Source organism: Lentzea waywayandensis, assembly GCF_900115955.1.
GTDB classification, from domain to species: Bacteria; Actinomycetota; Actinomycetes; order Mycobacteriales; family Pseudonocardiaceae; genus Lentzea; species Lentzea waywayandensis.
Window position 1 is genome coordinate 149,527 of the sequence record NZ_FOYL01000013.1, and the last position, 21,709, is coordinate 171,235.

The 21,709-nt window shown below is 68.9% G+C and carries 25 protein-coding genes; 13 read left to right on the top strand and 12 right to left on the bottom strand.

The window, feature by feature from the left end; translation table 11 throughout:
• Nucleotides 1-135: 135 nt before the first annotated feature.
• The gene (locus BM417_RS37030) at nt 136-2,940 is read right to left on the bottom strand and encodes an AfsR/SARP family transcriptional regulator (RefSeq protein WP_093604185.1); all 2,805 of its coding nucleotides are present in this window, start codon (nt 2,938-2,940) and stop codon (nt 136-138) included.
• A gap of 63 nt (nt 2,941-3,003) precedes the next feature.
• Here BM417_RS37030 and BM417_RS37035 point away from each other — a divergent pair, with 63 nt between their 5' ends.
• Genes BM417_RS37035 through BM417_RS37045 form a run of 3 tightly spaced genes read left to right on the top strand, consistent with a single transcriptional unit; the run spans nt 3,004 to nt 5,855 of the window.
• Nucleotides 3,004-4,626, top strand: a complete 1,623-nt coding sequence (locus tag BM417_RS37035) for a C39 family peptidase (RefSeq protein ID WP_093604187.1) — start codon at nt 3,004-3,006, stop codon at nt 4,624-4,626.
• A 42-nt stretch (nt 4,627-4,668) separates the two neighbouring features.
• Complete coding sequence (locus BM417_RS37040; protein WP_093604189.1) at nt 4,669-5,133, top strand: hypothetical protein; 465 nt, start codon at nt 4,669-4,671, stop codon at nt 5,131-5,133.
• Nucleotides 5,130-5,855 (top strand): alpha/beta fold hydrolase, encoded by a 726-nt coding sequence (locus BM417_RS37045; RefSeq protein WP_093604191.1) that lies wholly within the window; start codon nt 5,130-5,132, stop codon nt 5,853-5,855. The genes BM417_RS37040 and BM417_RS37045 overlap by 4 nt, the downstream gene beginning before the upstream one ends.
• Here the strand turns inward: BM417_RS37045 and BM417_RS37050 are convergent.
• Complete coding sequence (locus BM417_RS37050) at nt 5,825-6,424, bottom strand: TetR/AcrR family transcriptional regulator (RefSeq protein WP_093604193.1); 600 nt, start codon at nt 6,422-6,424, stop codon at nt 5,825-5,827. The genes BM417_RS37045 and BM417_RS37050 overlap by 31 nt on opposite strands.
• 81 nt (nt 6,425-6,505) lie before the next feature.
• Here BM417_RS37050 and BM417_RS37055 point away from each other — a divergent pair, with 81 nt between their 5' ends.
• On the top strand, nt 6,506-7,450 hold the full coding sequence (locus BM417_RS37055; protein ID WP_093604195.1) for a beta-ketoacyl-ACP synthase III: 945 nt from the start codon (nt 6,506-6,508) through the stop codon (nt 7,448-7,450).
• A gap of 217 nt (nt 7,451-7,667) precedes the next feature.
• On the opposite strand, the gene BM417_RS37060 is transcribed toward BM417_RS37055, so the two are convergent.
• The 4 genes from BM417_RS37060 to BM417_RS37075 all read right to left on the bottom strand — a co-directional run bounded on the left by BM417_RS37060 (nt 7,668) and on the right by BM417_RS37075 (nt 11,415).
• Entirely contained in the window at nt 7,668-9,047 is a 1,380-nt protein-coding gene (locus BM417_RS37060; RefSeq protein ID WP_177320807.1) for an NAD(P)/FAD-dependent oxidoreductase, read from the bottom strand.
• Complete coding sequence (locus BM417_RS37065) at nt 9,044-9,868, bottom strand: 4Fe-4S domain-containing protein (protein WP_093604476.1); 825 nt, start codon at nt 9,866-9,868, stop codon at nt 9,044-9,046. Before BM417_RS37065 ends, BM417_RS37060 begins: the two co-directional genes overlap by 4 nt.
• 159 nt (nt 9,869-10,027) lie before the next feature.
• Nucleotides 10,028-10,708, bottom strand: a complete 681-nt coding sequence (locus BM417_RS37070) for a DUF4142 domain-containing protein (RefSeq protein ID WP_177320808.1) — start codon at nt 10,706-10,708, stop codon at nt 10,028-10,030.
• 98 nt (nt 10,709-10,806) lie between these two features.
• Nucleotides 10,807-11,415, bottom strand: a complete 609-nt coding sequence (locus tag BM417_RS37075; protein ID WP_093604201.1) for a hypothetical protein — start codon at nt 11,413-11,415, stop codon at nt 10,807-10,809.
• A 114-nt stretch (nt 11,416-11,529) separates the two neighbouring features.
• On the opposite strand from BM417_RS37075, the gene BM417_RS37080 reads away from it, so the two are divergent.
• The 4 genes from BM417_RS37080 (at nt 11,530) to BM417_RS37095 (ending at nt 13,814) form a co-directional block, all read left to right on the top strand.
• Complete coding sequence (locus BM417_RS37080) at nt 11,530-12,099, top strand: sigma-70 family RNA polymerase sigma factor (RefSeq protein ID WP_045315736.1); 570 nt, start codon at nt 11,530-11,532, stop codon at nt 12,097-12,099.
• Nucleotides 12,096-12,836 carry an anti-sigma factor family protein gene (locus BM417_RS37085; RefSeq protein ID WP_093604203.1) on the top strand — a complete coding sequence of 247 codons (741 nt, stop codon included), beginning with the start codon at nt 12,096-12,098 and terminating at the stop codon, nt 12,834-12,836. The genes BM417_RS37080 and BM417_RS37085 overlap by 4 nt, the downstream gene beginning before the upstream one ends.
• An 83-nt stretch (nt 12,837-12,919) precedes the next feature.
• A complete protein-coding gene (locus tag BM417_RS37090; RefSeq protein WP_143138969.1) occupies nt 12,920-13,330 on the top strand; it encodes a hypothetical protein in 411 nt (136 codons plus the stop codon).
• A gap of 13 nt (nt 13,331-13,343) precedes the next feature.
• On the top strand, nt 13,344-13,814 hold the full coding sequence (locus BM417_RS37095) for a YkvA family protein (RefSeq protein ID WP_093604207.1): 471 nt from the start codon (nt 13,344-13,346) through the stop codon (nt 13,812-13,814).
• On the opposite strand, the gene BM417_RS37100 is transcribed toward BM417_RS37095, so the two are convergent.
• Complete coding sequence (locus BM417_RS37100) at nt 13,749-14,234, bottom strand: GNAT family N-acetyltransferase (protein ID WP_093604478.1); 486 nt, start codon at nt 14,232-14,234, stop codon at nt 13,749-13,751. The two genes, BM417_RS37095 and BM417_RS37100, sit on opposite strands and share 66 nt — an antisense overlap.
• Nucleotides 14,235-14,299: 65 nt before the next feature.
• Here BM417_RS37100 and BM417_RS37105 point away from each other — a divergent pair, with 65 nt between their 5' ends.
• Genes BM417_RS37105 through BM417_RS37115 form a run of 3 tightly spaced genes read left to right on the top strand, consistent with a single transcriptional unit; the run spans nt 14,300 to nt 17,395 of the window.
• Entirely contained in the window at nt 14,300-15,445 is a 1,146-nt protein-coding gene (locus BM417_RS37105) for a PP2C family protein-serine/threonine phosphatase (RefSeq protein ID WP_093604209.1), read from the top strand.
• Nucleotides 15,442-16,962, top strand: a complete 1,521-nt coding sequence (locus BM417_RS37110; RefSeq protein ID WP_093604211.1) for a sensor histidine kinase — start codon at nt 15,442-15,444, stop codon at nt 16,960-16,962. Before BM417_RS37105 ends, BM417_RS37110 begins: the two co-directional genes overlap by 4 nt.
• A complete protein-coding gene (locus BM417_RS37115; protein WP_093604213.1) occupies nt 16,955-17,395 on the top strand; it encodes a response regulator in 441 nt (146 codons plus the stop codon). Before BM417_RS37110 ends, BM417_RS37115 begins: the two co-directional genes overlap by 8 nt.
• On the opposite strand, the gene BM417_RS48810 is transcribed toward BM417_RS37115, so the two are convergent.
• The 5 genes from BM417_RS48810 to BM417_RS37135 form a co-directional block, all read right to left on the bottom strand.
• On the bottom strand, nt 17,370-17,810 hold the full coding sequence (locus BM417_RS48810; RefSeq protein ID WP_218164684.1) for a ClpX C4-type zinc finger protein: 441 nt from the start codon (nt 17,808-17,810) through the stop codon (nt 17,370-17,372). The genes BM417_RS37115 and BM417_RS48810 overlap by 26 nt on opposite strands.
• Before the next feature lie 61 nt (nt 17,811-17,871).
• Entirely contained in the window at nt 17,872-18,021 is a 150-nt protein-coding gene (locus BM417_RS48210; RefSeq protein ID WP_177320810.1) for a hypothetical protein, read from the bottom strand.
• Nucleotides 18,018-18,743, bottom strand: coding sequence for a lysophospholipid acyltransferase family protein (locus BM417_RS37125; protein WP_245822470.1), 726 nt, complete (start codon nt 18,741-18,743; stop codon nt 18,018-18,020). The genes BM417_RS48210 and BM417_RS37125 overlap by 4 nt, the downstream gene beginning before the upstream one ends.
• Nucleotides 18,740-19,729, bottom strand: coding sequence for an MBL fold metallo-hydrolase (locus BM417_RS37130; RefSeq protein ID WP_245822472.1), 990 nt, complete (start codon nt 19,727-19,729; stop codon nt 18,740-18,742). The genes BM417_RS37125 and BM417_RS37130 overlap by 4 nt, the downstream gene beginning before the upstream one ends.
• Before the next feature lie 34 nt (nt 19,730-19,763).
• Entirely contained in the window at nt 19,764-20,033 is a 270-nt protein-coding gene (locus BM417_RS37135; protein ID WP_093604219.1) for a GNAT family N-acetyltransferase, read from the bottom strand.
• Nucleotides 20,034-20,071: 38 nt separating this feature from the next.
• Between BM417_RS37135 and BM417_RS37140 the strand changes: the two genes are divergently transcribed.
• Nucleotides 20,072-21,049: an LLM class flavin-dependent oxidoreductase gene (locus tag BM417_RS37140; RefSeq protein ID WP_177320812.1), complete on the top strand. Its 978-nt coding sequence runs from the start codon at nt 20,072-20,074 to the stop codon at nt 21,047-21,049.
• Between the two features lie 46 nt (nt 21,050-21,095).
• Entirely contained in the window at nt 21,096-21,581 is a 486-nt protein-coding gene (locus BM417_RS37145; RefSeq protein WP_093604223.1) for a hypothetical protein, read from the top strand.
• Nucleotides 21,582-21,709: the final 128 nt, after the last annotated feature.

The following is a 21,709-nucleotide window of genomic DNA, read 5'->3' on the forward strand; positions in this document are numbered from 1 at the left end:
CGCCGCCGGCTTGTGCGCAGCGGCACTGGCCTCCGCAGCTCCGCAGCTTCCGCACAGCCGCGCTGGCCTCCAGCCCCGCCAGCTTGTGCGCAGCGGCGCTAGCCGCCCACCGCCGCCGGCTTGTGCGCAGCCGCGCTAGCCACCCAGCCCCGCCAGCTTCCGCACAACCGCGCCAGCCCCCCAGCCCCGCCAGCTTCCGCACAACCGCGCCAGCCACCCAACCCGCCAGCTATCGCACAGCCACGCCAGCCACCCAGCGCCGCCAGCTTCCGCACAGCCGTGCCAGCCACCCAACCCCGCCAGCTTCCGCACAACCGCGCCAGCCACCCAACCCCGCCAGCTTCCGCACAACCGCGCCAGCCACCCAACCCCGCCAGCTTCCGCACAGCCGCGCCAGCCACCCAGCCCCGCCAGCTTCCGCGCCCCTTCCGCCTCCCCCCACCGGAATCCGATGCGGCGCGACAGCTCCACGGCCTCGGTGTAGGAAACGCGCGCCTCTCCAGCCCGCCCCGCCAGCTCGTGCACGGTGCCGCGGTCGAGCAGCACGCCCGCCTCGATCTGCCTGTCCCCCACCGACCGCGCGAGCCGCAACGCCTCGTCCGCCAGTTCCAGCGCCTGGTCCAGGGAGCCGAGCTGGCGGTGGGCATCGGCCATGTTCGCCAGCGCGTGCAGCTCGCCGGACCTGTCGCCGCACGCGCGCAGCGTCGTCAGCGTCTCCTCGTAGCACACCAGCGCGGCCGGGAGATCGCCCAGCGCCGCGTGCACCAGGCCCAGGTTGGTGCGCACGTAGGCCGCGCCCTGCGAGTCGTCCAGCTCCTCGCGCAACGTCAGCGAGGCCTCCAGCGAGGTCAGCGCGGCGGGCAGGTCGCGGCGGCGCCAGTGCGCGATGCCGAGGTTGTTGAGCGTCACGGCTTCGAGCTGGCGGTCGTGCAGGTCGCGGGCCAGCGTCAGCGCCGCCGTCCAGTGGTGCTGGGCCTCGGCGAACTTGAAGCCGCGCTCGCAGGCCGCGCCGAGTTCCTTCAACGCCAACGCCTCCGCGCGGACGTCGCCCAGCGAGCGGGCGGCCTCCAGGGCTAGCGTGTTCAACGCGGCCCAGTCCGCCACCTCCGAGCGACGGCGGAAGTACCAGGACAGACCGGCGGCGAACGCGATCGCGTCGGCCGGTGAGGCCTGGTGTGCGGCGGCGATCAGGTTGTCGCGCTCCTCGGCCAGCCAGAGGTCGGTCGGGTTGTCCGCCAACGCTTCCAGGTAGTGCTTGTGCAGGCGTTCGAGCGCCAGCGACCGTTCCTCGGACGACTCCGACCCGCGGCAGCGTTCGCGGGCGAAGAGGCGCAGCAGGTCGTGCAGCGCGAACCGGCCTGGCACCGGTTCGTCGACCAGGTGTGCGTCGGCGAGTTCGGCGAGCAGGTCCTCGACGTCCGGGACGTCGGTCAGCGCCCGTGCCGCCGCGACCGCGAAGTCGGGGCCGTCGAGCAGTCCGAGCAGCCGGAAGACCCTTGCCACCGCGGTGGATCCGAGCTCGGCGTAGCTGACCGCGAACGCCGAGCGCACCGCGACGTCGCCGAGCCGGAGTTCGTCGAGACGGCGCGTCTCGTCCGCCAGTCTGGCGGCGAGCAGTGGTGCGGTCCACTGTGGACGGGCGGCGAGGCGGGCTCCCGCGATGCGCAGCGCGAGCGGCAGTCCGCCGCACCAGCGCACCAGTTCCGTCGCGTCCTCGACCTTGCCGGCGACGCCTTCCAACAGCCGGAACGCGTCTTCCAGCGGCAGCGCCCCGAGTTTCACGTACGAGGCGCCGGTCAGCGAGGTGAGCGGGCGGCGGGACGTGATCAGCACGGCCGAGCCGGGGCCGGTCGGCAGCAGGCGCTTGACCTGGCCTGCGGTGGCGACGTTGTCCAGCACCACGAGCAGCCTGCGCGACGCGGTGAGCGAGCGGTAGCGCAGGGCCTCCTCGTCGCCGGGCCGTTCCCCGAGTGCGCGCAGGAACTGGCTCAGGATCCGTTCGGAGGCGCCGTCGGAGAGGTCGGCGTAAAGCTGGCCGTCCGGGAACCTCGCGGCGATCTCGTGGGCCGTCCGCACGGCGAGCGCCGACTTGCCGATGCCCGCCTGCCCGGTGATCACGCACACCGCGACCCGGTCCTGCCGGAGCTGCGTCTTGATCAGGTTCAGCTCGCGGCCGCGGCCGGAGAAGGTGACCACGTCGGGCGGCAGTTGCCGGATCGCCGCCGCGCCAACGGGTTTCGCGCGCAGGATCTCGGCCTGTCGCCGCCGCAGCGACTCCCCCGGCTCGACGCCGAGCTCGTCCATCAGCACCCGGCGGCACTCCTGGTAGGCGGCCAGCGCCTCGGCCGGACGTCCCGCGCGGTGCAGCGCGACCATCTGCTGCTCGCGCAGGCGTTCGTTCAACGGATGCTCGCGCACCCACTCGTTCAGGTCCGCGACGATCTCGACGTGCCGGCCGAGGTCGAGCTCCGCCTCGGCGCACTCGACCCGCGCGGCCAGCCGCAGCTCCTCCAGCTGGGCGACGACCCCGCGCAGCAGTCCGGACGCGGCGAGATCCGCGAGGGCGGGCCCGCGCCACAACGCGAGCGCCTCCCGGTAGCCGCGCGGCGTGCGTTCCCGGCGGGCGGCGTCGAGCAGTTCGGTGAACCGGGTGAGGTCGAGCTCGGCGGGGTCGATCGACATCAGGTAGCCGGGCGCCCGCGAGAGCAGCCTCGATCCGACGATCTTGCGCAGCTGGTAGACGTAGACCTGGAGGTTCTTCAACGCCGTCTTGGGCGGCGCGTCGTCCCACAGCACGCTGATCAGCCGGTCGACCGGCAGCACCCGGCCGGGCTGGGCGAGGAGCAGCGCCAGCACCGCGCGTTGTTTGGGCGGCCCAAGGCTCACCCGCACGCCGTCGTCGGCGTAACACTCGACCGGCCCGAGCACCCGGAACTCCACAACTCCCGATCGTAACTACCGAACACATACCGGACGCATGCCACGCGCCAGGACGTTTGCGCCATGACGAAAACCTCACTCGCACTGGTGGTGGCACTCGGCACGCTGGCTGCCGCCGTGTCCCCCGCTCAGGCCGTCGAGCCGTACTCCTCCAGCCCGTCCGAGTCGCACGCCGTCCGCTCGGGCGACGGCTACGACGTGATCGTCGGCGGCGCCAAGAGAGCCACCTTCGCCGTCAGCGACCCCGCCTTCACGATCAGGTCCTCCTCTTCAGCCGACGGCGCGTTGGCTGCCGTGATCTCCGATTTCAACGGCACCAGCGGCAGCGTCCTGAACACGGTCGACCGCTACGGCAAGTCTCGTTTCGTGGCACGCGGGGCGATCACCTCGGCCGTCTTCCACGGTTCGACGCTGGCCTACGCGGACGGCGAGAACGTCGTGGTCGACGGTGTCTCCGTGGGCAAGCTCAAGGGCCGCGCACCCCAGTTGCTCGGCTTCACCACCGACGGCACCGGTCTGCTGGCCGTGCAGCACCCGGACGTCGCCGACGACAGCACGTACGTGGGTTCGCTGGTGCGGTTCGACGTGAAGTCGGGCGCCGCGAAGCCGTTGATCACGTCGGATTCCTCGTCGCTGTACCGCGACTTCAAGCTCGTCGACGTCAAGGGCGAGCGGCACGTCAGCTTCATCAAGCACAACGAGATCTACCGCTGCGGCGGCGCCGACCCGCAGTGGCTGGGGCTGGCGTCGGAGAACGGCGAGGTCCGGTCGCTGATCGGCGAGACCCGGCACCACTACCGCAGCGCGGTGTGGAGCACCGACGGCGCGCGCGTCGCGTACGAGGTCATGGGGTGCGTGTCCGACAAGACGCTCGGCCCCGACCAGTTCGCCGGTTTCAACGGCGTCTACGTGCAGGACCTGGCCACGCGCAAGGCGTCGCGAGTCGTCGAGGGCCTGTCGTTCACCCACGCGCTGACCGGCATCGACGGCACGGAGGCCGTGATCGGCAGCCCCGCGAAGGGGTATGTGAAGGCATCGGGCCTTCGCGCCGCCTCGCTGGACGGTGAGGTGACCACGATGGGCCGGCTCAACCGCGCCGAGTACATCCACCAGCTGTGGGACACGCGCAACGAGTTCAACGGCAATTCATCCTGCGGCCCGACCAGCGCGGTGATCGACCTCGTCACCTACCAGCTGCCCACCGAGTTCGGTGTGCAGGTCTCGCAGCCGTTCTCGCACTACTCGAAGTGGGGCCGCTACATCACCGACGAGTTCTCCAACCGCGGCACCACCTTCAACCGCACCATGAACGACTGGTCGCGCACGGGCAGCTGGAAGGGCGCGCACGGCTGGATCACCGGCTACTACTGCGGCGGCAACCCGGCCCGTCCCTGCGCCTCGTGGGAGTCCGAGCGCGACTTCCTGGCCCGCAACGGCGCCGCCGTCCAGCAGGGCAACTTCACCCCGGCGCAGGTCCGCGCGTTCCTCGACCAGGGCAAGTTCGTGATCATGAGCGGCACGTGGGGCTCGACCGCCGGCCACCTGTCCGTGGTGATCGGTTACCACGACAACGGTCAGTTCTACGTCCACGACACCTATGGCGCCGGCACGGACGGCAGCTACGACGGGGCGAACCAGCTGTACTCCTGGAACTACATCGCTCCCGTGCAGATGTGGGCCGCGTAGCTACTTGACGGCAGGCGTCAAGTACTTGCTATCGTCTGTCAAGTGGCGACCACCTCGGAACACGTGGACCTGCGGACCGACCTGATCCGGCTCGTGACGAGCCGTCTGCTCGACCCGCTGGAAATCCTGCTGCCGCAGGCCGATCTCGTCGGCCTGCGGTCTTCCGTCGAGGCCGACGCCGAGATGTGGGCGGCCCAGCTGCTCGGGCCCGACGACGCGCTGGCCCGGCAGGTGGCCGTCCGCCTGATGTGCGTGCTGCATCCCGGCGACACCCCGTTCGACCCGCCCGAGAGCTGGTGGGCGACGCCGCTGGGCCGCGTCACCGCGCGCCGCGCCGGCCACCCGAGCAAGGACCACGTGTCGCTGGGGGTGGCCGGCGCCATGCTCGGCATCACCCGCCAGGGCGTTCATGACCTCGTGAACCGCAACAAGCTGCTGCGGCACCCGGACGGCGGCGTGACCGTCGACTCGATCCGCGCCCGGCTCGGCCTGAGGAGAGAACTGTGAAGCTCGCGGCGACCGATTTCGGCGGCGACGGCACGCCTTTCCTGCTGTTGCACGGACTGGGTGGCGACAGGTCCGTCTGGGAAACGCTTGCGCCGCAACTGGACGGGCGCGTGGTGGCGGTCGATCTGCGCGGGCACGGCGAGTCGCCCGACGGGCCGTGGGAGTGGGAGGCGGTGCTCGACGACCTCGACGCGGCGGCCGTCCACTTCGGACTCGACAACCCCGTGGTCGTCGGGCATTCGCTGGGCGGCATCCTCGCGGGCATGTGGGCGCTGCGGCACCCGTCGTGCCCGGCGGCGGTGAGCCTGGACGGACATCGTTCCGCCACCACGGATCCGGCGAACTACGCTGGACTGGCCGACGACGCGGTGACCGAGAGCCTGGCGAAGCTGAACGCGATGTTCACCGCCCAGCTGGAGATGGTCACGAGGCCGGACCGCTCGATCACGTCGGTCCTGCGGACGTCACCCGAGTTCCTGGACGCGCTGCCGATCTTCGCCGCGGTGAAGAGCCCGTTCCTGCTGGTGCTCGCCACCCGCAACCTGCCGGTGCCGCACGATCTCCTGCCGCTGATGGACGCCCATCGCGCGGGACTGCGCCGCGACCTGCCCCCGAACGTGCAGGTGCACGAGATCGACGCGACGCACGGCATGGTGTCCGAGCAGCCCGCGGAAGTCGCCTCAGTGATCAATCACTTCGTGAGCAGTCGCTTCAGCGCCTGACGGGCCCGGCGCGGCGCCGCGCTGTCGTGTTCGAGCTGCAGGAAGTGGTTGAGCGCCAGCATGACCCCGAGGATCTCGTAGATCAGCTGGTCGACGTCCGTGTCCAGCTTGAGGTCGCCGTCGCTCACCGCGCGCCGGATGTGGATCCGCAGATCCCTGCGCCACAACGCGTTCATGCCGGCCAGCGCGTCCCGCACCCGTCCGCTGCGGCCGTCGAACTCGGCCGTGGCGGCGGTGAAGAAGCACCCGCCGGGCAGCACCTCGCGTTCGAGGTAGGACACCCAGGCCTCGCAGACGTCGATGAGGCGCGGCAGTCCCGACGGCATCTGCTTCACCTTGCGCGGCACCTCCCGCAGGAAGACCTCCGCCGCCTGGTCGACCACCGCGAGCTGCAACGCCTCCTTGGTGCCGAAGTGCCCCAGCAACCCCGCCTTGCTCATCCCGAGCTCCGTCGCCAGCCGCCCGATCGTGAGTCCTTCGAGGCCCTCCGCCGAGGCGATGGCGAGGCTCCGGTCGAGGATGCGCTGCCGCGTCTCGCGGGTGTCGGCGACGGATCGGCGCGGGCTCATGTTTGTAGTCTACGTCTCTTTAGCTACCGACCGATCGGTTGCTATATTCGCCGGGTCGCCTGGCCTGAAGGAGAGTTCACCTTGTCCGGATCCCGTGTCGTCGCGTTCGGCCATCACCAGCCCGAGCGCGTGCTGACCAACGCAGACCTGGAAAAGATGGTGGACACCAACGACGAGTGGATCCGCCAGCGCACCGGCATCGCCACCCGGCACATCGCCGCCGAGACGGAGACCGTCGCCGACATGGCCTCCGCGGCGGGGGCGAAGGCACTCGCCGCGTCCGGCCTCGCGCCGTCCGACATCGGCCAGGTCATCGTCGCCACCTGCTCGCCGATCGACCGCTCCCCCTCGACCGCGGCCAGGGTGGCGGCGCACCTGTCGATCCCGTCCGCGGTCGTCTTCGACCTCAACAACGCCTGCGCGGGCTTCTGCACCGCGCTCGCCACCGCCGACCACACGATCCGGGCCGGCGCCGCGCGGCACGCGCTGGTCATCGGTGCCGAGAAGATGTCCGACCTGGTCGACTGGACCGACCGCTCCTCCTGCATCCTGCTGGGCGACGGCGCCGGCGCGGCCGTGGTCAGCGCCTCCCCCGACGCCCTCATCAGCCCGGTCACCTGGGGCTCGGACCCGACGCGCGCCAACGCGGTGCGTCTCGTCGACCAGTGGCAGCCCCGGTTCTCCCAGGAGGGCCAGGCCGTCTTCCGCTGGGCCACCAGCGAACTGCCCGCCGTCGCCGTGCAGGCGTGCGAACGGGCCGGCATCGCCGTCACGGACCTCGCGGCCGTGGTCACGCACCAGGCCAACCTGCGGATCATCGAGGCGATGACGCGGAGGCTCGGTCTGCGCGACGACGTGGTGATCGCGCGCGACGTCGTGGAGTCCGGCAACACCTCCGCCGCCTCAGTGCCGCTCGCGCTGTCCAAGATGGCCGAGCGCGGGGAACTTCCGTCCGGTCAGCCCGTCCTGCTGTTCGCCTTCGGTGGCGGGCTGTCGTGGGCGGGTCAGGTGATCATCGCCCCGTGACCGCACACTCCGGGAAATAGGCCGGTGTGGCGACTCGGGAGCCCGCCGAGCCGCCACACCGTTGGTGACGCACGAGAAGAAGGTTCAGGCTGCCGGTGCGGGAACGAGCGCATCGCCGCGTGACGTCATCGGTCCGCCACCTGGCCACGCGGGCGACGTCGGAGTTCGCCGTTCCCGCTTGCCCTGTACCGACTGCCTGAAGTCCTCCTGTACCTGGTTAGGGCCTCGCACGTCCTCCGCCCACTCGCACCATCTCCGGCCTCGAGCGCGAATGCCTCCGCCGCTGCAATGGCGGGGACATCGACGACGAGACGGACGGGGGAACTGATGATGCGCGGGCGGCGACCGGTTCGGGAACCGGGATCATGGTGGTCGGGAGGACCTCCTCGGCGGCGGCAGCGGGCTCTTCCTCTGGCTGCGTCCACACTGGAGTGTTCGTCTCGACCTCGTTCTGCCGGAAGAGTTCCGGAGTCTCGGTGATGATCTTGCCCGGCGATTCGAGACCCACGATGCCGACGAGCTTGCCGTTGGCGATGAAGCCGGTGAGTCCGTTCACGTCGGTGGTGTCGGTGCCCAGGACGGGCAGGCCGGCGCCCTGCACGCGCATGCCGTACTGCTCGGTCCAGAAACGCGGGACCGGCGTGTACGTCTTGGCGTGGTTGCGGCCCACCAACAGGTTCTCGGCGGCGGCACGGCCTCCCTCGACGGCGTTGAGCCAGTGCTCGACTCGGCGCACGACGCCGTTGAAGCGCATGTTGGGCCAGCGGGCCACGTCACCGCAGGCGACGAGGTTCTCGGCGCCGACCACGTGGTTCGTCGAGTCGCACAGCACGCCGTCGGAGATGTCGAGGCCGGAGCCGCGCAGCCAGTCGACGGCCGGGGAGGCGCCGACGGCCAGCACGACGCACGAGGCGAAGAAGACCTGGCCGTCCGAGAGATGAATGCCGATGCCGCCGGGCTGACGCACCCAGTGCTTGATGCCGACGCCGGTGGCGAGACGGACGCCGTGCTCGACGTGCGCCTCGGTGATCTTCTTGCCGATGTCGTCACCGACGACGCCGCCCAGCAACGCGGGCGAGCGCACGATCAGGGCCACGTCGCGGCCCATGTGACGAACCGAACAGGCGAGCTCGCAGCCGATGAACCCGCCGCCGATGACGGCGACGAGGCCCTGCGACTGACGGATGTTGCGCCGGATCGCGACCGCGTCGTCCAACGTCCGCAGCACGTGCACCCGCGGGTCGTGGCGCGGAGCCCCGCCCATCGCCCTGGCGTCGACGCCGGTGGCGATGATCATGCCGTCGTACTTGATCTCCTCGCCGCCGGGCACCCAGACGGACTGCGTCTTGGGGTCCAGGTGCAGGGCCGGGGAGTTGAGCCGCCACTCGGCGTCGAGGTCGCCCGAGAACGACAGCAACGAGTCGTCGGGGGTCCACTCTCCGGTGATGATCTGCTTCGACAGGCATGGGCGGTGGTACGGGAGGTGCCGCTCGGCGGACAGGATCGTGATCTGCCCGTCGAAACCCATCTCCCGCAGCCGTTCCGCGGAACGGACTCCTCCGAGTCCGCCGCCGACGACCACGATCCGTTCGCTCACTTCACTCGCTCCCTGATCTCGATCGCGCGCATCGGGCACGCGCGGGCTGCCGACCGGGCCTGAGCGAAGTGCTCCTCTGGCGGCCGTCGGTTGTAGGTCAGGCGGTTGTCTTCGATCAACTGGAAGACGTCCGGGGCCTCCGCCTGGCAGGTGCCGTAGCGGTGGCACTTCTCGTTGTTGACGCTCACGTCCATCGCGTCGCCCTCGCCGACGCCGGGTTCCTTGCCGCGCTCGGAGTCGAGCATGCCGATGCGCATCAGCACCTCGGGCGGGAGGAACCGGGCCAGGGCCAGGGTCGCGGTGGGAACGAGAACGGTGAGGCCGGCCAGCCAGAGAACGGACAGGTTGCCGTTCGCGATGGCGCCGAACCAGGAGTGCACCACGGTGATCGTCACCGCGATGTACGCCGTTTGATGGAACCTCAGCCACTTGCGGTAGAAGACTTTGTGCCTCATCGAGGCGAGCACGGCGATCGCGAGCATGACCTCCAGGCCGAGGATGCCCAGCGCGTGCCGGAACAGGCCGCCGTCGACGAACGGCAGGACGAGCTTGATGAAGCTGAACGTACCGGTCTGGATCAGCGTGAAGGCGAACGCGTGGATGCTGCCGAACGCGATAGCCAACGAGGCGAGCACCATGTGCCCGTTCTTCAGTCCTTCACGTCCGGTGAGCTTCTCGGCCCACCCGGTCGCGATGAGCACACCCCAGGACAAGGTGGCGCACATCATGACGTAAGCCAGCCTGGCAGACAGCTGAGCCATCTTCTTGACACCCGAGTCGAACTCGGCTTGGGCCACCAGGAGCGGAATCTGGCTGGACAACAACACTTCCTCCGAGAGAACTTCGCGGGAACCCGCCCGGACCTGCGGTGCAGGAGTGGACACTTCAGGGCCGGGCGGGTGGGAACAGGTCCGCGTTGGAGTGCCTCTGACCTTGGGACACCACCTCCGTTTGCTGCCGTACAACGGGGTCTTGCAGAATCACCGCACCGGTCGTCGCGGGCGGAGTACTCGGAGCAGGAGCACGGTGAGAACGGCTCCCGCGGCGGTGACCGTGAGGATCACCCACATGTTCGGCCCCTCGTCGGAGGCCAGAGTCGCGTTGATGATGCCGCCGGCGGGCTGGGGCTCGGCGAACGACGAGTCGCCCGCGAGGCCGGTGCTCTCCAGCAACGTCATGTGCTTCATCACCACGTCGATGCCCGCCTGGGCGAACCCGCGGATCACGTCGTTGCGCGTTCCTGAGCGGACCTTCGCGATGAACGGGAAGATTTGGCCGTGCGCGGCGCGCAACCGGGCGATGAACGCCTGGTCGAACGCGTCGCCTTCGAGCGCGTTGATCTCTTCCATCCACGACTGCTGCGTCGGGTTCGGCACGTCGGGCGTGGTCAGCCCGAACCCGGCGGCCGTCTTCTTCGTCAGCGCGTCCAGCATCATGTGGTCGAGCATGATCATCTTGCCGATCTGCTTGACCCTGGCGTTGGACGCCTTGGTGGCCGTGAGCTCGCCCATGGGCATCTCCCACAGGCCTGCGAGGCGCACCCTGTTGAGCAGTTCGCGGTCGTTCGCGGTCAAAGGTCCGCTCGGGGTGTCCATCACTCCCCCGGTGTCCGCGGGCTGCGCTGCAGCCGTGGCGGAGAGGCCGGAGAAGAGGAACAACATCGCAAAGACGGTGGCGAGGGCTCTAGTCATCGTCTTGTTGTCCTCGTTGTCCAAAGGAAGTCGATAGGGGATCAATGAATTTCGGGTGAGCAGTGGGCTCAGTAGCCGGGTGCTGCCGGAGGTGCCGCGGACTGCGGTGTCTGCGCCGTTCCGGAACCGGGGGACGTGCTCGGCGTACTGCTGCTCTTGCCGCTGTTGCTGTTGTTCTGGGCTTTCCCGCCGGTGATCTTGGCGCCGTTCGGCGCGGTGACCCACCACACACCGCCCTTGGCCTGGCCCTTCATGTCGCCGGCGACCTTGTCCTCGGCGTACGTGTACTGCGGGTAGCCCGCGATGGTCAGCTGCTTGGTGCCATCAGGCCTGGTCAGGACACCCATCGAGATGGGGTCCACACCGGTCGCCATCGGGGTCTTGTCCGCGAGGACCGGCTTCCAGGCCTTCGCGCACTCGCCCTCGCAGTTCGACTTGGACGGCTTGGGGACGTCCTTGTCGTAGCGGTACATGGGCAGCCCCTCGGCGTCGATCACGAACCACCCCATCTGCTCGGTGTTGGCGATGAAGTAGTTGTTGTGACCCCCCAGGTCAGCCGGTTTCGCCTGCAGGCCACCGGGTGCGGCCTCCCCACCGGGAGGGGTCTGGGTGCTGCCGCACGCGGTGAGGGAGATAGCCAGTGCCGCCAGGGCGGTGATGGCTGGTCCACGTCGCATCGGCAGGTCCTTTCTCAGCGGGGGTACCGAGGAGTACGGACACGTTCCGGCAACGGTTCACGAACTTCGTGAGGAATATTTGCCTCTCGACTTGAGACGGTTGATAGGGCAAGGATGTCCCCCGTGGCGCGGCATAGACGTCAACGCGAGTTAGACGAACAATCACCAAGACCGGGGTCTCTCGAGGAAGAGTTGATCCGTCGGCTGTACGAGGAATTCGGGAGCGCCCTGCTGGGACACTGCATGAGGTTGACGGGCCACGATCGACAGTGGGCCGAGGACATCGTGCAGGAGACCCTGGTCAGGGCATGGCGCAACGCCGAAAAGCTCGAGCGTGACCCCGTGCTCTTGCGGTCGTGGTTGTTCACGGTGGCAAGGCGGTTGGTCATTGACGACAGGCGTAAGAGAAGCGTCCGTCCGCAGGAGTTCGAACTGACCCCTTCGGACGAGTCGCCTTCCGGCAGCGAAGAGGATCGCACCCTCGCGGCGATCGTCGTGGCCGAGGCGATGAACGGTCTCTCCGAGGAACACAGGGAGGCTATTCTCGAGACATATCTGCGGGACCGCACTGTCGGTGAGGCCGCGGCTGCACTGGGTGTGCCGCCGGGAACGGTCAAGTCGAGGGTGTACTACGCGCTCCGTGCGTTGCGGCGTGCGTTGCACGATCGGGGAGAGACGCGGTGACAACGGCACCAGATCACCTCGACGTCGCCGCCTACGTGCTCGGCATCCTCGATGCCGATGAGGTGGAGGCGTTCGAGAACCACCTGACCGAGTGTCGGCGGTGTGCTCTTGACCTGCGCGACTTCGCGGTGGTGCCCGACCTCATCGACGAGGCCGACGCGGGCGGGATGCTGCGCGGGACAGCTCCGGAACGCCCCGACGGCAAGTCGGTGCGGGTCATGCTCGACGCCGTCTCGGCGCGCAGGAAGCGCCGCCGGTGGTTCGTCGCCCAGGGTGTCGCGGCCGCCGCCGCCGGCATCGTGGCGGTGACCGCCGTGGTGACGACGCTCGTCGTGCGCGGCGGAGACGAAGGTTCGAACCAGGCCGCGCCAGGCGGCACCACGACCACGTCGCAGACTCCGGTGGCGAACAACTCCACGGACTCCTCGATGAAGGTCCAGCAGCAGGATCCGAACAGCGGTGTCTTCACGAAGATCAACGCCTCCGACGAGCCGTGGGGAACCTCGATGGACATCGAGGTCAGCGGCATGACCGGCCCCAGCAGGGGCTCCCTCGTCGCGGTCGGACGCGCGGGTCGCGTCGCCCAGGTCACGTCCTGGTACGCCCCGGAACCGGTGGCGGGCGACAAGAAGACCATCCGGCTGCAGGCGAACGTGGCCATGCGCTGGCACGAGATCGCGACGTTCCGGATCGTCGACGAGAACGGCAAGACCCTGCTCGAAGTCGTGGCTTCCTGACGTTTCGCGACACCAGAGGGCTGCCCCCGCGGGATCCGTGAGATCCTGTGGGGGCAGTTGTCGTTTTCGGGGAGGCTATCTACGTGGCAATTGGCCCGTCAGCGGTCGAGCGCTGGCTCGATCTGTCCACAGAGGAGCTCCGTGCTCAGATCACGAAGCTCGTCGCAGCCCGGCTACCGGGTGATCACGCTGTGTGGCAGGCGATCCGGCGTCACCCAGCACTCGTCCCCCGCATTCGCGGCGTCCTGTCCGGACTCGCGGCGACGGCGGCCGGCGGCAAGGACGAGGCCATGCAGAAGGTCTGGATCTCCAAGGCGCGTGCCGCTCTGGACCAGCCCTACGTGGCACCGGTGAAAGCCGCCCGCAAGCCGGTGGTTAAAGAAGAGCCCGTCGAGGAACCCGAACCGGTGATCGACCTGCGCGAGCCGGAACCCCAGGAGCTCAAGCAGCCGCACAAGGCCATTCCGACGATGCTCTTCCAGGAACCGAGTTAAGGGGTCCGCTCAGATGGTCGTCTTCGGATCGTTCATCTCCCTGGCCGGCTTGCTGATCCTGTTGCTGCGAAACGCCCCGCTGGGCGGCCTGAGCCCGGCGGTGGTCGGCTGGGTGCTGATCCCGCTCGGGCTGGTCTTCGCGGTCCTGGGCGTGCTGCGCAACCGCCGCAAACGCGCGCAGAACGGTCCCGGCCCGGTCGGGAACCCGATCCAGCGCGCGAAGGCGTTGCCTCGGCTGTGGAAGACCTGGCGCAGCGGGAAGTACCCGGAGCTGCCGCGCAGCCAGGTGCTGCTGTGGGTGGTGGGGCTGGTCTACCTCGTGTCGCCGATCGACGTCCTGCCGGAGTTCCTTCCGGTGATCGGCGTGACCGACGACGCGGGTGTCCTCGTGTGGCTGCTCAGCAGTCTTTCGGTGGCCTCAGGCTCGTACCTGCGCTGGGAGAAGGATCATCGCGACACGAGTCGCGGGATCGAGGCCCCGTGAGGCCTCCTCGCGCATGATCCCGGCCAGACCGGGCGACGTGTCCGCGACGGCCTGGAAACCGAGACGCTCGTAGTACGGCGCGTTCCACGGCACATCGCGGAACGTCGTCAGCGTCACGGCGCGTTCGGAGCGGGTGACGTGCTCGATCAGCGCCGCACCGATCCCCTGGCGGGCATGCGTTGGATGCACGCTGACCTGGTGGACGTGGGTGGCGCCGTCAACGTCGCCGACCGCGATGAACGCCACGGGCACGCCTTGCGCGCCGATGGCGACCCAGACCTCGTGCTCGGCGAGGTCCTCCAGGGACATCGGGTCGTCGTCGGCGATCTCGGGCATCCCGATGTCGCGGAACGGCTCTCCGGAGGCGTTTTCGATCTGCTGGAGGTACGGCAGTTCGGCTGGTTGGGCGAGACGGATCAACACGCCCGTCATCCTGGTAGGTCGGACGCGGACCCCGCAGCCCAATAACGTTAAAGTCCGACCCGATGCGAACGAAGACAGTGCGCGTCCTCCTGGTAGAGGACGACGATGGCGACGCCCTCCTCGTCGAGGCGTTGCTCGAAGAGGTGAGCGCTCCGTTCGTGCTGGCGCGCGCCCGCACGCTGGCGGAGTCCGAACGGCTGCTCGGCGACGCCGAGTGCGTGCTTCTCGACCTGGGCCTGCCCGACTCGACCGGCCTGAACGCGCTGCACCGGTTGCTGAGCAAGCCGAACGCGCCCGCGATCCTGGTGCTGACTGGGCGCGACGACGAACGCGAGGGCATCACCGCGGTCGCGGCCGGTGCGGAGGACTACCTGGTCAAGGGCCAGGTCGACGGCGAACTGCTGCTGCGCGGTGTCCGGTACGCGGTCGAACGCCGCCGTTCCGAGGACGCCCAGCGCCAGTTGCGGGAAGCCAAGCTGCTGGCCGCCGAACGGGCCCGGCTCGAACGCGGCCTGCTCCCTCCCCCGCTGCTGCAGAACTCGGACGTCGACCTGGAGGTCCGCTACCAGCCCGGTGGCCAGCGAATGCTGCTCGGCGGCGACTTCTACGACGCCGTCGGCATGCCGGACGGCACCGTCCACGCGATCATCGGCGACGTCTGCGGCCACGGCCCGGACGAGGCCGCGCTGGGCGTCTGCCTGCGGATCGCGTGGCGCGCGCTGGTCCTCTCCGGCGCACCGCCCGAGAAGGTGCTGCAGACGCTGGACCAGGTGCTGGTCGCGGAACGGCACGGTGACGGCATCTTCACCACCGCCTGCATGGTCACGGTCGCGCCGGACCGCCGGTCGGCGCGCTACTTCCTCGCCGGGCACCCCGAGCCGTTGCTGATGGTGGGCGACCGGATCGTGGACCTGCCGCAGTCGAAGATCGGCGTGCCGCTCGGCGTGCTGCCCGACTACGCGTGGACCGGCGTGGACGTGCCGCTGCCGTCCGGCTGGTCACTTGCCTGCTACACGGATGGATTGATCGAGGGCCGGGTACCTGACGACATCGACCGGCTCGGCGTGGAACGCCTGTGCGACATCCTGCACAGGCACCTGCGGAACGGGCCGAACTGGATGGACTCCGTCATCGCGGAGGTGACGGAGCTCAACGGAGGCGCGCTCGATGACGACGTGGCCATTCTGCTGCTGAAGGACGGTAAGTGAATCTCCCGCAGAGGATGCCGGCGAGCCGCCTGCTGGGCGCCATCGTGGTGGTCCTGCTCGCCATGACCGCGGTGGCGATCTCGTCCACTGTGGTCGCGCTGGACGCGCTCGGCGACACGCGGTCGCGGTCGGTCGACAAGATCGAGCCCGCCGCACGCCGTGCCCAGACCCTGAACCGCTCGCTGCTCGACCAGGAAACCGGCGTGCGCGGCTTCACCCTCACCGGGCAGGACGCCTTCCTCAAGCCGTACCTGGACGGTCAGGCGGCTCAGACGGAGGCCGCCAGGAACGTGCGCGACCTCGTCGGCGACGTCAACGGCCGGGTCACTCGGATCGAGGACCTCGCACGGCAGTGGCGCTCCGAGTACGCGGAGCCGACGGTCGCCGCGATCAAGGTGTCCGGCCCCGCCGCCGGAGTCGCCGGCGACATCGAGCGCGGCAAGGTGGTGTTCGACCAGCTCCGCAGCGAGACGGCGGCGCTGCAGAGCGACATCGGCGGGCTCGCCCGGCAGGCCCGCGCGGACCTCGACAGCGCGGCGAAGGTGGTGCTGTGGCTGGTGATCGGCATGGGCGTGCTGCTGGTCGCGGTGATCGGCGGTCTGTCGCTGCTGCTGCACCGCCTGCTGATCGCGCCGCTCGCGAGCCTCGCCGACCACACCCGGCAGGTGGCGTCCGGCGACTTCGAGCACGAGATCGACGCGGACGGTCCACGCGAGACGGTCATGCTCGGCGAGGACGTGAACCAGATGCGCCGCCGGATCGTGCAGGAGCTCGCCACGCTCGCGGAGGCGAAGGCCGAGCTGCAGCGGTCGAACTCGGAGCTGGAGCAGTTCGCCTACGTCGCCTCGCACGACCTCCAGGAGCCGCTGCGCAAGGTGGCGTCGTTCTGCCAGCTGCTGCAACGCCGCTACGGCGGCCAGCTCGACGAGCGCGCCGACCAGTACATCGAGTTCGCCGTGGACGGCGCGAAACGCATGCAGGTGCTGATCAACGACCTGCTGGCGTTCTCCCGCGTCGGCCGGATGTCCCGCGAGCAGACGGTCATCGACCTCAACGACCTCGTGCGCCACGTCGTGGACAGCTTCTCCGAGCGCGTCGAGGAGACCGGCGCCCGCCTCGAGATCGCGGATCTGCCCTCCGTGCGAGGTGAGGCGTCTCTGCTCAGCGCGGTGTTCCAGAACCTGATAAGCAATGCGTTGAAGTTCAAGGGCGCCGAGGCGCCGGTGATCGCCGTCGACGTCGTTCGCGACGGTGAGATGTGGAAGTTCACGGTGCGCGACAACGGCATCGGGATCGAGCCGGAGTACGCTGACCGGATCTTCGTCATCTTCCAGCGCCTGCACCCGAAGGACGCCTACCCGGGCACGGGCATCGGACTGGCGATGTGTCGCAAGATCGTCGAGTTCCACGGTGGCACGATCCGGTTGAAGACCGATGTGGACTCCGGCACCAGCTTCGAGTTCACCCTGCCCGTCGTCGCGGAACTTGCCGCCGAGGTTGAGGAAGTACATGTCTGAGTCACCACTGAACGTGATCGACGTCCTGCTCGTCGAGGACGATCCCGGCGACGCCCTGATGACCCAGGAGGCGTTCGAGCACCACAAGATCCGCAACTCGCTGCACATCGTGAAGGACGGCGTCGAGGCGCTGGAGTTCCTGCGCCGCGAGGGTCAGTACGAGAACGCGCCGCGGCCGGGCCTGATCCTGCTGGACCTCAACCTGCCCCGCAAGGACGGCCGTGAGGTCCTCAGCGAGGTCAAGAACGACGCCGAGCTGCGCTCGATCCCGGTCGTCGTGCTGACGACCTCGGAGGCCGAGGAGGACATCCTGCGCAGCTACAGCCTCTACGCCAACGCCTACGTCACCAAGCCGGTGGACTTCGACAGGTTCATCGAGGTCGTCCGCCAGATCGACGACTTCTTCGTCACCGTAGTGAAGCTGCCCCGCTGATCACGGCGGCGCTGAAGTCCAGGCAGGAACGGCAGATCTTCGCCTCCGCGCCCTCGTGGACGGGTTTGGTCTCGCTGCAGAACGAGCAGTCGCCGACCTCGGCGACCTGAGCCTCGGCGACGCACACGTCGCAGATCAGCGCGGCGGGCCCGGCCATCATCTTGTCGACCTCGTCGGCGACGCGCCCGCAGAACCAGCAGCGCTCGGTGCGCTTGGACTGCTCCACGATCTGGTGCACGCGCTGATGGCTCATCTTCAGCGCCTCGGCGATCTCGCGCATCGACCCGCCGGCGCGGTGCAGCCGCAGCACGGAGTGGTGGTAGACGGCCTTGGCGATGTCCGCCTGATCCTGAGCAGCGGCGGAGGCGGTGCCCGCCGTCCGCGCCGCCCTCAGCAGTTCCTCGTCCAGAGTCATGGCGTCCACGTTAGCTAGACGCGTCTACTGACTCTAGACGCCGTCCAGGTGAACTAGACACTCAGTCGACGCTGCGCACGATCACGGGTTCGTCGTCGGCCTGCACGACCCACTCCTGGGGCGCGCGCGGTTCAGGGACGACCGGGGCCCAGATCCCCGTCCCACCGGGACGGCGTTGCCTGCGTAACTCGAATTCCTCTCGCGTGGTCATGCACTCTGGCTACCCGCCTGAGCGGAACGTATGCCTGAGAGCATGGTCGTGATGGCCGCCATGACCCGCCGGGTGGCCTCGGCCAGCACCTCGGCGGTGAGATCGAGGTCGTACAGGTCCGACAGGTCGACCGGCGCGCCCGCGACGACCTCGATCTTCTTGCGCGGCAACAACCTCGGCAGGATCTTGCCCTTCGGCAGCAGGTCCTGCGTGCCCCACTCGGCCACCGGTACGACCGGGACGCGGGATTCGAGGGCCATCCGCGCGACGCCGGACTTGCCCTTCATCGGCCAGTTCTCGGGATCGTCGGTGAAGGTGCCCTCGGGGAACACCATCACGCACTCCCCGTCGCGCAGTGCCTCCACAGCGGGCCTCAACGCCTCTGAGGCCTTCACCGTGCCCCGTTCGACCGGGATGTGACCTCCGGAGCGCATGACCCAGCCGACGACCGGCATGCGCCACAGGGAGGCCTTCGCGAGCACGCGCGGCACCCGGTTCGACATCAGCGCGAACACCACGGCCGCCACGGTGTCCGCATTGGACAGGTGGTTGAACGCGAGGATCACGCCGCCGTTGCCCGGCACGTGCTGCTTTCCCCGCACCTTCAGGCGCACGAACAGCACGACAACGGGCCACAGCACGTCGATCGCCAGCGAGAACCAGAATCCCCTGCCCCTGCGGGGCATCTTCCAGGTCCAGGCGGCCAGCTCAAGCGGTGTCACGCCTGGTATTCGAGCACGCCGGCGTTCAGAGTTCGGGTCAATTCGCCACGTTCGACGAGAACGTCGAGGTGCGCGGCCGTCTCGCCGATGGCCAGCACCTGGTTGAACATGTCGAGATCGTCGAACCGGCGCTGGCGGCGGGTCCAGCCGATCTTGCGGGCGGTCTCGAACGCGCTGCCCGCCACGGCCTTCCCGATCTCTTCCAGCCGCTGCTCGTGGAACTGCAACAACTCATCGACGCGGGCGTGCGAGCTGTCGGTGACCTCGCCGTGCGCGGGCAGCAGCTTGAGGTCCGGCAGCTCGCGGGTGAGCCTCAGCGACGTCATGTAGTCGCCGAGCGGCAGTTCGGGCCGGAGCGGTTCGAAGCCGATCGACGGCGTGATGTGCGGCAGGACGTGGTCGCCCGAGAACAACACCTTCGCGGTGTGGTCGACGAACACGACGTGGCCGCGGGTGTGGCCGGGCGTCGGGATGACCTCGAGTTCGCGATGTTCGAGGCCGACCGTGCTGCGGACGAGCCACTCGTCCGGCTCCTCGTAGTCGCGCAGGGCCTCACCGCGGTCGACGTGGTGCATGATCTTGATCCACGTCTCGGCCAGCTCCGAGGCACCCCATTTGCGCAGGTCGCCGACGTGCTGGTCGTCCTGGCCGTGCAGCATGTGCCGCAGCGAGGGCTGCTCGCCGAGGCCCAGCCCGATCTTGCTGCCGAACGTCCGGCGCAGCGACACGGCCATCGTGAAGTGGTCGCGGTGCACGTGCGTGATGAGGAACTTCCTGATGTCCTCGAAGCCCTTGTTCAGCGTGCCCAGCGCGGCTTCGAGCTGGTCGCGGGCCTCGTCCAGCGCCCAGCCGGAGTCGACCAGGACGAGCCCGTCGCCGTCCTCGATCGCGTAGACGTTGACCGCGCGCAGCCCGTCGTTCGGCAGCGGCAGCGGAATCCGGTGCACACCTGGTGCGACCTCGAACGCGCCCGGCTCACTCCACACGCTCGCCCACCTCTTTGTTAGCGCTCGCAACTATCTACCGGACGGTAACACGGTATTCCGGATGCTTGTCGATGTACTTCGCCACGAACGGGCACAACGGGGAAATCTTGACATCACGGGCAAGCGCGTCGTCGAGCGCGTACTTGGCGAGCTGGGCGCCGAGGCCCTGACCTGCGTACGCCTCGTCGACCTCGGTGTGAACGAGCGCGATGACCTCACCGATGATCCGGTACTCCAGGAACCCGGCCAGCGCGCCGTCGACATGGACCTCGTAGCGGCTCTCGGCCTCATTGTTGGTGACCACATCAACCATCTTGCCTCGGACGATGGAAAATGGCCCGCATGGACGTCTACCTGCTGATCCTGGGTGACCACCTGCCCAATCCGTGCACGGGACAGGAGGTGCCGCAGGCCGACCGGCTGCGGGCGATGGTCGAGCAGGCGGTGGTGGCCGAGGAGGCCGGGTTCGCGGGCGTCGCGATCGGTGAGCACCACTTCACCCGCTACATCGTGTCCGCGCCCGAGCTGCTGCTGGCGGCCGTGGCGGCGCGGACTTCGACGTTGCGACTCTCGACCGGCGTGACGTTGCTGGCGCACCGCGACCCGGTGCTGGTCGCCGAGGCGCTGGCGACGCTCGACGTGCTGTCGAACGGCCGCGCCGAGCTGATCGTGGCGCGCGGGGTCGACCAGCAGACGGACGCGGCGTTCGGCGTGCAGCCCGGCGAGTTGCGGGCGCGGTTCGAGGAGCACCTCCGGTTGTTGCTGAAGCTGCTGGAGGAGCCGTCGGTGAGCTGGGACGGGCGGTTCCGGGGGCAGCTGAGCGACGTGACGACGACGCCTCGCCCGGTGCAGACGCCGCGGCCGACGGTGTGGATCGGGTCGGGGTCGGCGGTGTCGGCGGATCTGGGCGCCGAGCTGGAGATGCCGCTGATGCTGCCCTCGACGTTGCGGGATCCGTCGATCTACCTGGAGGTCGTGCAGCGCTACCGGGAGCACTTCCCGGCCGGACGGGTCGGCGTGCCCAGTCACGTGTTCGTGTCGCGGGAGGACGCGCGTGAACGGTGGCGGCCACATCTGGCCGAGTACGCGCGGTTCGCGGATCCGTGGCGCGGGGACGGCGACATCGATGTCGACGCGATCATGGACGGCGCGGCGGTGTGCGGCACGCCGGACGAGGTGGCGGCGCGGCTGAACGCGTTGGCGGAGCACCTGTCCATCGACACGCACCTGGTGATCGTGGACATCGGCGGCATGCCGCACGAGTCGGTCATCGAGACGATCCGGTTGTTCGGCGCCGAAGTGCTTCCGAAACTTGTTTAACGCGAGCGGTGCCAAGGGTTAACACAAGCTCGGCAGGATTGCGGGCGTGGGCATCACCGTCATCGGCATCACGCATCCTGGGCAGGTCGGGGCTCTCCCCGGCGGCACGAACGTGCTGGTGCTGGCCGACGACGGCACGTACGCCGACGAGTTCCTCGACACCGACTTCGGCGCGCACCAGCTGGTGGTGCGCGCTCACGGGCGTGGGTCGGCGTTCTTCGGGGTGGCGGACAAGGCCCGTGAGTTGGGTGCGGATCGGATCCTCTTCGGTGGTGTGCACGACACCGCCGCCTCTTTCACCACCGGAGAGGACCCCGTGCTGGTGCTCGGTGTGCGCCCGCCGGGCGGCCCGATCGCGTTCAACGCGGCGTTCGGCGAGTGGCTGGCCTGCTGGCCGCGGCCGGCCGGCGCCTACGCGGGGGACGTGGACCACTGGCTCGCCCAGAACGCGTTGAGGGAAGGCCTCCGCGTGGAATTGGTTTCATGGCTGATGGAACCGACCGTCCCCTTGCGACGGAAGTTGACGGCCTAGTCATCCGAAGGCTGAAGACACTGCCGCAGCAGTGAAATAACGTTTCCTCCAAGCAACCGCACGCCTACTCGGCGCAGCTGAGAGTTCTCTCAGCGTGGTGACTCGGGCGGGGGCACCGGGGTTAATCT

Coding starts and splice junctions, on each gene's coding strand:
- BM417_RS37035 (WP_093604187.1), top strand. CDS start 3,004: ATGACGAAAACCTCACTCGCACTGGTGGTGGCACTCGGCACGCTGGCT.
- BM417_RS37050 (WP_093604193.1), bottom strand. CDS start 6,424: ATGAGCCCGCGCCGATCCGTCGCCGACACCCGCGAGACGCGGCAGCGC.
- BM417_RS37070 (WP_177320808.1), bottom strand. CDS start 10,708: ATGTTGTTCCTCTTCTCCGGCCTCTCCGCCACGGCTGCAGCGCAGCCC.
- BM417_RS37075 (WP_093604201.1), bottom strand. CDS start 11,415: ATGCGACGTGGACCAGCCATCACCGCCCTGGCGGCACTGGCTATCTCC.
- BM417_RS37080 (WP_045315736.1), top strand. CDS start 11,530: ATGTCCCCCGTGGCGCGGCATAGACGTCAACGCGAGTTAGACGAACAA.
- BM417_RS37095 (WP_093604207.1), top strand. CDS start 13,344: ATGGTCGTCTTCGGATCGTTCATCTCCCTGGCCGGCTTGCTGATCCTG.
- BM417_RS37105 (WP_093604209.1), top strand. CDS start 14,300: ATGCGAACGAAGACAGTGCGCGTCCTCCTGGTAGAGGACGACGATGGC.
- BM417_RS37115 (WP_093604213.1), top strand. CDS start 16,955: ATGTCTGAGTCACCACTGAACGTGATCGACGTCCTGCTCGTCGAGGAC.
- BM417_RS48810 (WP_218164684.1), bottom strand. CDS start 17,810: ATGACTCTGGACGAGGAACTGCTGAGGGCGGCGCGGACGGCGGGCACC.
- BM417_RS48210 (WP_177320810.1), bottom strand. CDS start 18,021: ATGACCACGCGAGAGGAATTCGAGTTACGCAGGCAACGCCGTCCCGGT.
- BM417_RS37140 (WP_177320812.1), top strand. CDS start 20,072: ATGGACGTCTACCTGCTGATCCTGGGTGACCACCTGCCCAATCCGTGC.